The sequence below is a fragment of the Microvirga sp. GN3 genome, from assembly GCF_055792825.1.
The window spans coordinates 1-12306 of record NZ_JBVVAK010000196.1 but is presented as its reverse complement, the minus strand read 5'-3'; the positions used below and the strand labels follow the sequence as shown (position 1 = coordinate 12306).

The window sequence follows — 12306 nt, the reverse complement described above, 5'->3', positions numbered from 1 at the left end:
GTCGACGACCTGCATCGCCTCGCCCGCCGCGAGTTCGGCCGGCTGAAGCGCCGCCCCGAAATGATCGTCCGCTTCTTCCGCCATGCAGGTCTCTCCGTTACCGGAATCCCGTGACGATCATTAGATACACTGACGGTGCCCCATCGGGTGGGTTGGTGGGAGACCTCGCAGTGATTGTTCAGGTATTGGGCGGCACAAGGTTTGTGCGATAACCCGCGCCGGCATTGTCACCAAAGACAGCTACTTTCGAGACGAGGTCGATCCCGCCGGCCTTCGGTTGGCGCACCCGGCGCCCAATGGCGACGCAGAACATGGCGGGAGTTCCAGGGGCGGTGGGGCACGTACCCGCAGCGTCGTCGTTCCCAGATCTCCCTTACCGGTGCGGCTCGGCGCTGGGCCCGTGACGATCCGCTGCGACCAGCGAAAGCCGATCTCGTTGAAGTAAAGGTACGGCGAAGGCCCCGGATGCCCGATATGGCTAAGGTCATCCGGGGCCTTGCTGTGACAGGGCCAACGAGGGGGCGATCGACCCTTCACAAGCTGCGGAATATTCTTCACGAGTTGCGAAGCGCGGTACTCCAGGAGTGAGAAGGAATGATCCGCGTCGCAGCATCGGGGCGGGTTGCTTAACTCAGGTCATAGAGGCCCGAATTGGGTCCGCGAAGTCTCCCTGCCCCAACATCCCGAGCGTTTGCATCAAGCCGCCTCGCCCATGAGGTTGGCAGCCTTCGGCTCGGGATGGCCGTCACGGCTCTCGGCCGTGACGGCCTTAGGCCATTAGTGGATCGAGAAATAATCGCCCGGGTTGCTGTTCACGTCCTCAGCATTGACGCTCACGAGGGTAATCGTGTCGCCATTCCCAAGGTCGACAACGGTATTGCTGCCGACCTGCTGGACGCGGTCAGCAAGGTCGTCGGCCGTCGCGATATCAGTCCCGTTGATCCCCTTGGAGATCTGCAGCAGATCCTGGCCCGGCTTGAAATCCAGCACGACGTCATTGCCGCCGCCGCCGGTGAAGACGAACGTGTCGCCGCCCGCCCCGCCGACGAGAAGGTCGTCGCCCGCCCCGCCCTCAATGAGATCGGCTCCGGAGCCGCCGCGCAGGATGTCGTCCCCTGCGCCGCCCTGCAACAGGTCAGCGCCCGAACCACCGTCAAGCGCGTCGTTGCCGCCGCCTCCCAGCACGATGTCAGCGCCGGCACCGCCGTCGAGATCATCGTCTCCATCGTCGCCGAGCAGGCGATCGGTGCCGGCGCCGCCGAGCAGGTAGTCGCTGCCCGCACCACCGGAGAGCCAATCCTCGCCGCTGCCGCCGTCGAGAAGGTCCGCACCGGCCTCGCCGTACAGATCGTCGTCGCCGCTTCGGCCAAAGATCAGATCGTCGCCACCATGGCCGAAGATAGCGTCCACCCCGGATGTTCCCTGCAAGTGATCGATATTCTCGCTACCGCCAATTGTTGCCATGTGTTTCTCCTGTGTTGTGTCTGCCCAGTGAGCGGGCGCATGCCGATGCGCCTGCTCGCGCGGATCAAACGGATTGAACAGTGAGAGCGCTTTGAGCGCGTGCTTGTGGAGCTGGTGCGATGTTTATTGCTCGTCGCGTGATCCAGCGACCCTTGGATAGAAGAGATTCGGATCAGTGTAAACCATCGCAAAGTACTTCTTAATATTGCTTTCTAATGTCCGCGAACTCGCCACAAAAAGTACCGAAATATTTCAGGAACAGTCCATGCGTAATTGAACGAATTTCGATATGAATTGCTTGTGTTATTCTAGGTGATGAGGAGAAATTATTGTAGATCAACGGGTTGGCATCATGATCGGAATGGGTCCCAGGTTGCTAATTCAGTCAGAACGATGCGGGACGGCATGTGAATGCCTCCGCGGTGAAGGTGCCCTGTCCTGTGGAGTTGGTTCCATGGTCACCATGGCGGACCGTGTCAGAGCGCCAGAGTGGGTCGTTGATTATCTCCGGCACATCAATGTCCTCGACCTGACGCATGAAGAGATCAGCACAGGATCTTTGCCTGACGGCACGGCAGCATTATCGGCGTTGTTCCGTCAACCCGGACATGAGAACAGCCGAGGTAGATGGTCCGGCATGACCAAGCCCGTCAGCTACAGGTCCCGTCGCAATCCGATTGGTAATTCAGTTCGACCTATGCCTCCGGCAAACTCCGGAGGTGCGTGATATTCAAAGGCCGCCAATTCGATCGCTCAGCGATCCTGCTGTGTGTCCGGTGGAATCTCGCTTACAATCTAAGCCTGCAGAATTTAGAAGAGATGATGGCTGAGCAATGCATAGTGGCCGACGGTCGGCGAAGTCATCAGGAAGATTGGTCGCATCTCCTCCGGAAGTTCGGCCTATGAGCCGCCTACCTGTTGTACGCGGTGTAAGAAAACCGCAGGGTGAGCTATTGGTTGATTGAGGCAGTGTGAGTTCTCAAAGCCTGCATGGTCGCGGTTCCAAGCCTGCCTGTGACAGGAAGACCTTTGGCCCGTTCAAAGGCCGCAACGGCTTTGCGGGTCGAGGGGCCCAATGACCCGTCGGCTTTTAGTTTTCCATATCCGAAGTCGACGAGCGCCTCCTGCGCTGCACGGACCTCCTGCTTGGAAAGACGAATCGCTGACGTCGTGCCGACCGTGGGGCTTTCCGTCATCGCGATAGGCTGATCGGACGGTCCAGTGAGCTGAAGGCGGGCCTGCTCAAGTGCCTGACTAACGGTTGCGCGCAAAGAATCCAGCTGCTGGAGCTCTTCGGTGGCTGCTTCGATCCGCACCTGCATACTATGCAGATCGTGCCCGGCCAGAATTCTGCGATCGTTCTCTTTGGCCAGCTGGTCGCGCTCGGCGGTGATGGTCTCAATCTGCTGCCGAAGGCGCGAAATTTCAGCCTGGACCGTGTGCTGCTCAAATCGCGGCGACAGGACAGAGTACACGAACAGGCTCCAGCCGATGGCCGTCGCAGCCAGGAGGCCTTTGCCTGCTTTGCCAAACTGCAACCCTGCGTGGTGTCTTTCATAGCGCATGAGCTTACTTTCGGATCGTTCGCTGAGGTTCTGAGAGCATTGTGTGCTCACATCAGCTCCGCATTGGGTCGAGCTTGTGACGCAATTGGGATCCTGCGCGACCTTTGGCTTCGCACGGTTAAGCAAACGTAACCTTGAGCAATTGGCGATGTCGGCAGACTGCTTGTTGGAGGAGGCGCTGAAGCGGCTTGTATGGCTGTGCGCGGTTCTATGAAACCAATGATCAGGCGTGTGATCTGAATGAAGTTCGCGATATCATACGGGACAGTTGGGTAGATCCACGCGGCGTCATCGCCAAACGACTTGACCAAAGTCCCCGGAACAAGAGAACAGAGCCTAAGCAATTCATCATCGCCTTGCCGGTCGCCTTCTGCTTGGACTGGCTGTCAGCAGGAACGGATTCCGCCCTGCTATCAAGATCACACGGCGGAAATTCGCCAAGCATGTGAGCCAGCACGAAGGCAGCCTCCCATTGGTTCAACACTTGGTCGGATTGCCTGCGACTCTGATTGGCCATTCATTGACGACCGGCTCATCGGTGTTGTTCGCCGGATGAGCCAGCCCCCTTGATCAAATTAGGTATCAGGAGAGATGCTGCGCGAAATGCTTGTTCATCTCGAACATGCTCACCTTGCGCTAGGTTTGCTTCCTGGCTGCTTTGGATTCCGACATTGTGAAACTCCGTTGTTAATCCTGCCGGCCAACTGCAGGCGTCAGGTGGCGGGACCATGGCGAGCGAACAATCAACAGTGACGGCAACGTCATCTCAGCAAGCCGGAGTGCAGCACAAACTTCCGAAGCTTGGAATTGCGCGGCACAAGCGTTACATGCTGCTCAGACTCCTTTTATCAGTTTCGCGAGACTCCTGAGGAAAGCCTGCTTGGAGCATGTTCTATGGGAACACCACTCGCACATATGTAGGAATATTTGAATGTCCGGCGTCGCACGTCAGTTCGAGCCACAGATCACCCGTAGCGGCGGAACACCCTCGAAGTACCGATTCTCGGTTCGGTGCTCCGCGTGCCACAAGACAGACGCCTACGAGGCCAGCAAGGCCACCGGTGATGATGTCGTGAAAAGCTATTTCAAGGAGCGCGGCTGGCTGCTGGGACGAGATCGTTCCTATGACCTATGTTCAACGTGCTTAGCCAAGCCGCGCCGCGCTGATCCTGGCACGACCGGAGGACAGCCGGGTCGCCTGGAGCCAACAGACAAGCGCCGCCGGGAAACAGCCGACATTCTGGCGCGGCACCTGGGCAAGCCTGAGGTGTCGGCTGCGGAGGTCTTCCGCCCCAAAGAAGTGCAGTTCCCGCGCCCATCAGTTCCTGACGCACCTCGACAGCCTGTGCCGGTGCCTGTCCTGCCTCCAGAGATGGAACAGACTCTGACTGGGATGGCTGCAGATCTGAAGGGTCTCCGATCCGCCATGGAACTCATGGCCGAGCAGATGAGCAAATTGGTGACTGTTGGTGGTCAGCAGATCGCAGCCATCGCACGCTTGGCGCCCCTGATAGCCCAATCGGCGGAAGGCATAACCAGCAGCGTGCTGGCCGTTGTCAGCGCTGTCAGATCCATCCCAGGTTCATCCGGGCATCCGGCAGAACCTATCCTGACTGTGCAGCAACCCGCGCTACAACCTGAGCCGCTCCAAGAGGGCGCTCAGACAATCGGTCCAGAATCAGCAATTGACATTGAAAGGGTGACCATAGAGCCGTTGAAGCGGGGACGGCGCTCCAAGAAGAACGAGGACAAAGCCCAAAAGATGGTATCCGCACCCGTTGTGGTGAAGTCCATTCCAGACGCCAAGCGCTCAGACCGATTCTACACCTCTATCCGCCTGCCGCGAGAGTTGTGGGACGGCGCCGGATTCGGACCAGACGACCGCCTGCTGCTCGACTGGAGTGGCAAGACCCTGAGAATTGATCGTGCGGCTGAGGGCGGCGTGAAGCCAAAATCGATCGGAGAGACTGCTGTCATTCTCCAGTCTTGGAAGCTGGGAAACCTGAACTTCGACCAACCGAAGGTGACGAATGGAGAGGCGTCTCTACGCCTGACGGCAAGGCCGTCAGGCGCTACATAGACACATGGTCTGGAACCGCTCGGGCTGGGCTTTGGTGCGTAATTCAGATGTGGGTCGCGTTGATGCCCTGACGTCGGGGCTCAGGTGATACGCTGGGACACCGGCATGCCAAGGCGGGTCATGACGTTGAGGACCTTGCAGCCGGCCGCGGCTTCGGCCTTTTGCATAGGCAGCGTCCGAGCATGGAGACGGCGACCAATCAGGGTTTTGTAGCGCATCATCGCCACCTCGCCCAATGACCGACAACCGTAGTTGAGCGCCTTCTGCCAGCCGAGACGCCCGTGTGCCTGGATCATCTGGAGGTGCCGGTCTCGCTGGGTGGGCGCCGTCTCGGCCGTGTTGCTCGGCACTGCCGTTGACCGCGGTGGGATAATCACAGCCGCAGCAGGATCCCGCTCGGCGATGGTACGGTAGACGGGCTCGCCATCATATGCGCCATCAGCCGTGACTGAAGCGATTGGGCTTGAGATCTGATCCAGCAAGGGACCGACCAGCGAGGCGTCCCCATCTTCCGTGGTGGTCAGCTCTGAAGCGAGGATCTCACCGGTCTCGGGATCAACGGCGAGGTGGAGCTTGCGCCAGGTCCGGCGCTCTTGGCCGCCATGCTTCTCACGCCGCCATTCGCCGGCCCCGAACACCTTCAGGCCTGTGGGGTCGATCACTACGTTCACGGGGCCAGTTGCTTCTCTCACCGCCTTGGCGACAGTCAGATCCACGCTGCGGCGCGAGAAGGTGGTGTGATCGGGCACCGGGAGGTCCAAGCCGAGCAGTCGCAGGATCGAGGCCAGCATGCCTTCGGTCTGGCGCCAGGGTCGGGCAAATGCCAGCCGCAGCATCAGGCCAGTTTCGACGACCATCTCGGAGTATCGCTGTGGTCGACCACGCCGGCCCGTGTTTGCTGGCGTCCATGCCTCGATCGCTTCAGCCGTCACCCACACCGTCAGGTCGCCGCGCCGACGCAGGGCGGCATCGTAGTCGCGCCAATTTTTCACGCGGTAGCGCGCCTTTGGGATCCTGTGGCGGCGCTCTTGATTGACCTTGTAGGGCATGCAGCTCTCGGCTTCGGAGGACTGCCTCTATACCTCACCCCTGCCTTAGCACGACACCTCAGGCCGAATTACGCACCAACGTCGTCGCGCCCGGCATCGGCTTTGGCGAGCACGGCGACGACTATGTCCGCATTGCGCTTGTGGAAAACGAGCAGCGCATCCGTCAGGCCGCGCGCAACATTCGCAAGTTCTTCGACAATGCCGACCAGACCCTCCATAACGTGGTGCCCCGATCAACACAGGCAAAGTAGGCTCGCCAACCCGCCGCTCTGCTTGGATCGGAAGGATACAAGAGCGTAAGGGAGCATACAGGCTCCCCTGCTGAACCAGGAAGGCATCTTTGACGTGCAGGACTACATCCGCAAGATCTTGACCGCCCGGGTCTACGACGTGGCGATCGAGAGCCCGCTCGACCCCATGCCTCGCCTGTCACAGCGGCTCAACACGCCAGTTCGTCTTAAGCGCGAAGATCTCCAGCCGGTGTTCTCGTTCAAGATCCGTGGCGCTTACAACAAGATGGCAGGCCTGCCGCGGGATGCACTTGAAAGGGGAGTGATCTGTGCCTCGGCCGGCAATCACGCCCAAGGAGTTGCCGTGGCAGCCAAGAGACTGGGTGCCAAGGCAACCATCGTGATGCCACGCACCACGCCTGCCATCAAAGTTCAAGCGGTGAAAGGGCAGGGCGGCCGGGTCGTGCTCCACGGCGAGAGCTTTGACGAGGCCTATACCCACGCCCGGCAACTTGAGACGGAGAAGAGCCTCACCTTCATTCATCCTTATGATGATCCGGATGTCATTGCCGGACAGGGCACTGTCGGCATGGAGATCCTGCGCCAGCATCCTGATCCCCTCGAGGCAGTGTTCGTGCCGATCGGAGGAGGGGGACTGGCTGCGGGAGTGGCCGTCTACACCAAGTTCCTGCGGCCTGAGGTGAAGGTGATCGGCGTCGAGCCGGAGGACGCTGCCAGTATGGCGGCTGCCCTTGCCGCAGGGGACAGGGTCATCCTGAACCAGGTTGGGCTGTTTGCCGATGGGGTCGCCGTACGTCAGGCGGGTGAGGAGACCTTTCGCCTCTGCCGCGAGTTGCTGGACGAGGTGATCACCGTGAGCACGGACGAGATCTGCGCGGCCGTGAAGGACATCTTCGAAGACACGCGTGCGATCGCCGAGCCATCTGGGGCCGTCAGCCTGGCAGGACTGAAGAAGTATGTGGAACGGGAAGGATCACGGCCGGACGGATTGGTTGCTGTCAACAGTGGCGCCAACATGAACTTCGACCGGCTCCGCCACATTGCCGAACGGGCCGAGATCGGTGAACACCGCGAGGCGTTGCTGGCGGTCAGCATTCCCGAGCAGCCGGGCAGCTATCGCCGCTTCATCCAGTTGCTGGGCAAGCGCTCGATCACCGAGTTCAACTATCGCTATTCCGACCCAAGGGAGGCGCAGATCTTTGTCGGCGTGCAGCTCTCGGAAGGCGATCAGGAGAAGCGCCAGATCATCACGATGCTGCGGGAGCATGGATATCCCGTGATCGACATGAGCGACAATGAGATGGCCAAGCTGCACGTGCGCTACATGGTCGGCGGGCATACGCCCGGCCTTCAGGATGAGCTGATCTTCCGGTTCCAGTTTCCTGAGCGGCCCGGAGCCCTGCTGAAGTTCCTCAACGGTCTGTCCGGCAGCTGGAACATCTCGCTGTTCCACTACCGCAACCATGGCGCCGACTATGGGCGGGTGCTGGCCGGCATCCAGGTCCCTGCCGCAGAGCGAGCGCAGCTCAAGCACAGTCTGGATGAGCTTGGATACCCGTACTGGGACGAGAGCGACAATCCGGCGTATCGCTCGTTTCTGAACCGAGACACAGCGGGAGTAACCGGCCGGATCTGAGGACCTGTCCATAGCAGGCTTCCCCTAGGCCGCTCTGTCTGATCAGATGTTCACAAGGGCAATGGCTGAGTGGTCATCTGTTTGATATCCGACTAATGCGCGGAGCGGGCATCAAGCGGGATCATCTGCAAGGCGCGACCTGAGGTATCGATGATCTCAAGCCGCCATCCCTGCCACTCATCTGAATTGGACGGATCCTGGGCGCGAAGCTCCTCGACCGCCTCCAGCGCCGAAACCACAGCCGCCTGAATGCTAGACGTCTCAATACCCTCCTCATCGCGGATCATGATCTCGCCATCAGTGAGGTTGAAGTAATAGCGGGTTAGCCCTGAACGAGATGAAGAGGAGGAATCTACGGAATGAGCCGCTGTGTCGGCTGCGATGAAACCGTCAGTAAGCATCACTCTGCTTTTGATAAGATTTGTCACGGCTTGAATGCCTTACTGAATGGCCGGAGATGAAACATTGGCCAGATCGACCCAGCCGGTGCAGGTCGGGACTTCAGGAACAAGGTACACACGGCTTCCATCGATCTTCTGAACCCGACATGGATAGGCTCTCTTGTCTCCCGGAGGGCGGTACAAGATCAGGCTCCCGACAGTGACCACCTCGTGCGAGCCTGGATCAAGGTGAGCTTGAAGGTTCCTGCTCACCTGCTCGATTTCGACTGAATCCGGAGCGTGAGTCTGCTTGGCTGCCCGGGCGCGCTCAAGAGCAGCAAGGACAAGGCGGGCTCGGTCGCGATAATGATCCATGATCAGCTTCAGCGGGCCACGCTCGTGCCCTGAATGCCAGGAGATGCCACCTGCCTTGGCCAGTTCTGCCGCCACAACCTCGACTTCATCGTCCGTCATCATCAGCCCTCCCTGTACTTAGCTAGAGTTGATGCCCGTGAGAACAATGCGACAAACCTGCTCAACTGTTTCGCGAAGATGAGATCTGATGCTGTCTGAGAGAAACAGTCATGCAGAAATTGTTCTAAAGTCATTCGACGTCACGAGCATTTCCGATGGAAAATGACGTATGCTCTTGGTGTTGACGTCATGCACGCAAGATCTTAGGTCCTCATCCTTCCCAACCCACAGCCAGCACATGAGATGAAGCGGAACACCAAGCCCTTCTCTGTCGAGATCAAGAAATCCCGCGTTCAAGGTCAGCGTCATCGCCTCCCGCCGAGGCGCCTGTTGGAGCCGACACCGGTTGAGGCCACCAAGATCTTCCAGAAGGAAGAGCACAAGCGGCTGCCGAGCCAACTCCTGCCCCACGCATCCTGCCGAGCATTGTCGAGCCTGTAGGGAGCCGTTCGGAACCTGTTGACCCTGTCCGCAAGCGCTCTTCAGGCACAGCCAATCGGGAACAGAGGGAGTTCGATCTGACTACGAGCGCCTCCGAGGACGTCAAGGAAGCGCACGCAGCTGTGCTGGTGACCACCGAAGTCGTGCCACAAGCTGACATTGCTGCTGGAGAGGGCGCAACGCCCGTCCATGACGTCCAGCCCGCGCGGGGTGAAAGTGTGAAGGCTAATTCGCGGCAGCCGAGGAAAAAGGCTTCTGGAGTTGTGAAACAGATAAAAGCGACCCAACCAAGGGTAGATCGGGAGCAAACACCAGAGGCCGAGATGATTGGGCTATCGGTGATGACACCGTCGAAAGCGGTCGAGCGCGGGCTGACCAAGCGTCGGACCGCCGCTGCTCAACTTCCGCGCCACGGGCGTTGGAAGCGGCGCCTCCATCCCGCGTCCTGGTGAAGGCCGCCGGTTCACGATCATGGATACTGTCTCGTTCTCTCTACCTGACTCTGCTGCAGTTGCGACCGTCTGTTTTCGCAGCATACAAGGCCCGATCCGCGCGTTGCAGAATGGCGTTCCTGGTATCCTGGGGCAGGGCCTCGGTCAGCCCAGCGCTGAACGTGTAGGCAAGGTCAACAGCAGACCCATCGATCTGAACTGGCGGGAGGTCTGCCCTGAGGTGATCCATGGTTCGGACCGCCGCCTCAAGGCTGATGGATGGCAGAAGGACCAGAAACTCCTCGCCTCCGGTTCTGCCAACAGAGATTTCGGAGCTTAGTCTCTCGCGGCAGACTGATGAAAAGTGCTGCAGCACCGCATCGCCGCCTTCGTGACCATAGCGGTCATTGATCGACTTGAACCAGTCAATGTCGATCAGGGCGACACACAGGCTGGAGCCTTCGGGCTTGTGATCTCTGAGACGCTCATCAAGGATCTCAAGGATATAGCGGCGGTTCGGCAGGCCTGTGAGCACATCGGTCCTGGAGGCCAGGAGAGCCGCGTCGTGCGCTTGCCGCAACGACCTCTCATCGTGCTTCAGCGCCGTAATGTCAGCCCCAACCGTGAGAACCCACCCGTTCGGCAGGATGGTATGGTCCATCCAGAACCAGCGGCCATCGATAAAATCGGTGACAAATGACTTGCGGGGGACACTCCGGCGGCGGGGGAGGGTTCTTGCGATGAGAGCTTCGACGTCATCGTCGATCCGCACACCAGTCCCTTTTCTGGCACCGTATCGCAGAATCTCAGAAAAGGTGAAGGGCCCCTCAAAGTCGCCTAAGAACAGATCCTGGTAAGTCGCGTTGGCGTACCGCAGCCGATCATTGGTATCATAGATCGAGATTGCTTGCCCGCTTTCCGAAAGCGCTTCCACGAGGCAGCGAAGCGTCTCGTCGTCCAGATCGGCAACAAACCCAGGCATTCAATCAACCGTTACAGACTTCTTGTCAGATCAATATCAGGTCACCGGTGCTGGTCCATCCGTAGAAGCCCTCATTCGAGTCCGAGAGTGGTCATTCTCCCCGTAGTGAGGGCGAAGGGCCGCAGGTGCCCCTACGGGAGGCTGTTAACCTAAAGTTAACCTTGGCCGGAATGCGTCCCAGCTTCGAAGATTATGGGGCCATTTTGCGGGAACCTGGCACCCACAGGCGCGTTGAAGGATCTCCCTGGTCCTGTTGCCCCCACGGACCAGTCCCTTCCAAGCGCCCCAAGCGGGCGCTTTTTCTTTGCCAGCCATGCGTCGGGATCCGTCGCTCATACGATTAAGGATGTTCACAGAATTCCATACCGCTCTGTCACAGGCGCTGCCTACACTCGCCTGAGCCTTTCAGAGAGATGATGGCATGAAGAGATTGGTCACGGTCACCGGTCCTGTCACAGCCGCCCAGATGGACGGCTACCTCATCGAGGAAAGGCTGCTGGATCACATCATGATCCAGATCAGCGACAAGGGCGGCGGGAACCTGGAGATCGCCTTCCATGAGCGGGACCAGCGCTACCTGACGCAGTTCTCGGCGGTCCAGCAGGCGCAATGGCTGCAGGAAGCAATGCTCCATGTCGAGGCGGGATGCCCGCTGAAGACGCCTGACGGGAGATACGCCTGGATCACCGACGCGGCGCCACCGAAACCAAAATCCCTCATCAAGGCGATGCGGCCAGCTTGCCAGGGATACGATCTACCGCCCGGATTGGAGTTCTTGAGGCGGGACTAATTCTTGTTGAACGCGGGCGGGGTCGCCGAGACTGGATGAGGATCTTTGGGACCAGCAATTTTTCCATCATGCTTGTTAAAACAGAACTCTGGTCTTCTCTGTCCGTATCAAAGGCAACGCCGGCGCGATAGGGGTTGGAGAACCTCCCGATTGGCCGGCGTTGGGGCCTCGATCAGGGCGGTCCAGCAGATCAGGCCATGAGAGACCCTGATTTGAGATTAGCCGCTCCGGCCACTCCGGCGAAGGTCGGATCTAAGAGCGCCCCTTTGAGACAGCGGATGTTTCTAATTTATAGAGGTCGCTTCGGCGGAAGTCGCATCCCGTGCGGGAACGATCTACCTATCACCGCTTTCCCTTCGACTTTGCCATCATCTGCTGCATCGCGGCTTCTGCTTGAGCTCTGGCCTCGGCATCATGAGAGTGGTTGCGCACCTCTGCGGGTTCCTCTGGCTGACGTAGGCCATTCTTGCGCGCCCGCCATTGTTTCGCCTGGACCGCAGTGGCAGCCGCATTGGCCAGCCTCTCCAAGCGATCCAACTGGGACATGCTGGCCTTCGCATTAGGTTCAGGTTGTTCGTCCTCGTGCTCCGGGCGTTTGGCCATAGGGTCGCTTCCTCACAATGAATTGTCGCGTGTTCTCTAATGATCTTCACGCAGAGGGTGTAACATAGGGCGGTATCGGTCATCGTGAGGAGGTGCGCGATGGAGGGCAACGTTTGGCGTCCGACGCATCTGACGCCGGAGCAGATGGAGGAGCGGCGCC

At 59.4% G+C, this 12306-nt stretch carries 12 protein-coding genes and 2 pseudogenes; 6 read left to right on the top strand and 8 right to left on the bottom strand.

The window, feature by feature from the left end:
• Nucleotides 1-178: 178 nt before the first annotated feature.
• Together ACS5Q1_RS42180 and ACS5Q1_RS42175 are read right to left on the bottom strand one after the other, a co-directional pair.
• Nucleotides 179-313: a hypothetical protein gene (locus tag ACS5Q1_RS42180; RefSeq protein WP_473103831.1), complete on the bottom strand. Its 135-nt coding sequence runs from the start codon at nucleotides 311-313 to the stop codon at nucleotides 179-181.
• 464 nt (nucleotides 314-777) lie between these two features.
• Entirely contained in the window at nucleotides 778-1464 is a 687-nt protein-coding gene (locus ACS5Q1_RS42175; RefSeq protein ID WP_473103830.1) for a calcium-binding protein, read from the bottom strand.
• 726 nt (nucleotides 1465-2190) lie between these two features.
• Here ACS5Q1_RS42175 and ACS5Q1_RS42170 point away from each other — a divergent pair.
• Nucleotides 2191-2331: pseudogene (locus ACS5Q1_RS42170) on the top strand (IS6 family transposase); the annotation flags it as partial.
• 83 nt (nucleotides 2332-2414) lie between these two features.
• Here ACS5Q1_RS42170 and ACS5Q1_RS42165 read toward each other — a convergent pair.
• Complete coding sequence (locus tag ACS5Q1_RS42165) at nucleotides 2415-2939, bottom strand: peptidoglycan-binding domain-containing protein (protein ID WP_473103829.1); 525 nt, start codon at nucleotides 2937-2939, stop codon at nucleotides 2415-2417.
• A 1516-nt stretch (nucleotides 2940-4455) separates the two neighbouring features.
• Here ACS5Q1_RS42165 and ACS5Q1_RS42160 point away from each other — a divergent pair.
• Nucleotides 4456-5109, top strand: a complete 654-nt coding sequence (locus ACS5Q1_RS42160) for a hypothetical protein (protein ID WP_473103828.1) — start codon at nucleotides 4456-4458, stop codon at nucleotides 5107-5109.
• 80 nt (nucleotides 5110-5189) lie between these two features.
• Here ACS5Q1_RS42160 and ACS5Q1_RS42155 read toward each other — a convergent pair whose 3' ends face one another.
• Nucleotides 5190-6158: an IS5 family transposase gene (locus ACS5Q1_RS42155; RefSeq protein ID WP_473103827.1), complete on the bottom strand. Its 969-nt coding sequence runs from the start codon at nucleotides 6156-6158 to the stop codon at nucleotides 5190-5192.
• A gap of 83 nt (nucleotides 6159-6241) precedes the next feature.
• Here ACS5Q1_RS42155 and ACS5Q1_RS42150 point away from each other — a divergent pair.
• Nucleotides 6242-6409, top strand: a pseudogene (locus tag ACS5Q1_RS42150) (aminotransferase); the annotation flags it as partial.
• 94 nt (nucleotides 6410-6503) lie between these two features.
• A complete protein-coding gene (gene ilvA, locus ACS5Q1_RS42145) occupies nucleotides 6504-8045 on the top strand; it encodes a threonine ammonia-lyase, biosynthetic (protein WP_473103826.1) in 1542 nt (513 codons plus the stop codon).
• 92 nt (nucleotides 8046-8137) lie between these two features.
• Here ilvA and ACS5Q1_RS42140 read toward each other — a convergent pair whose 3' ends face one another.
• Entirely contained in the window at nucleotides 8138-8446 is a 309-nt protein-coding gene (locus tag ACS5Q1_RS42140) for a DUF6894 family protein (protein ID WP_473103825.1), read from the bottom strand.
• A 39-nt stretch (nucleotides 8447-8485) separates the two neighbouring features.
• Nucleotides 8486-8902 carry a hypothetical protein gene (locus ACS5Q1_RS42135; RefSeq protein ID WP_473103824.1) on the bottom strand — a complete coding sequence of 139 codons (417 nt, stop codon included), beginning with the start codon at nucleotides 8900-8902 and terminating at the stop codon, nucleotides 8486-8488.
• A 240-nt stretch (nucleotides 8903-9142) separates the two neighbouring features.
• Between ACS5Q1_RS42135 and ACS5Q1_RS42130 the strand changes: the two genes are divergently transcribed.
• Nucleotides 9143-9340, top strand: a complete 198-nt coding sequence (locus tag ACS5Q1_RS42130) for a hypothetical protein (protein ID WP_473103823.1) — start codon at nucleotides 9143-9145, stop codon at nucleotides 9338-9340.
• A 492-nt stretch (nucleotides 9341-9832) separates the two neighbouring features.
• Here ACS5Q1_RS42130 and ACS5Q1_RS42125 read toward each other — a convergent pair whose 3' ends face one another.
• Nucleotides 9833-10753, bottom strand: coding sequence for a sensor domain-containing diguanylate cyclase (locus tag ACS5Q1_RS42125; protein WP_473103822.1), 921 nt, complete (start codon nucleotides 10751-10753; stop codon nucleotides 9833-9835).
• 421 nt (nucleotides 10754-11174) lie between these two features.
• On the opposite strand from ACS5Q1_RS42125, the gene ACS5Q1_RS42120 reads away from it, so the two are divergent.
• Entirely contained in the window at nucleotides 11175-11543 is a 369-nt protein-coding gene (locus tag ACS5Q1_RS42120) for a hypothetical protein (RefSeq protein ID WP_473103821.1), read from the top strand.
• 342 nt (nucleotides 11544-11885) lie between these two features.
• Here the strand turns inward: ACS5Q1_RS42120 and ACS5Q1_RS42115 are convergent, their stop codons facing one another.
• Nucleotides 11886-12146 (bottom strand): hypothetical protein, encoded by a 261-nt coding sequence (locus tag ACS5Q1_RS42115; protein ID WP_473103820.1) that lies wholly within the window; start codon nucleotides 12144-12146, stop codon nucleotides 11886-11888.
• Nucleotides 12147-12306: the final 160 nt, after the last annotated feature.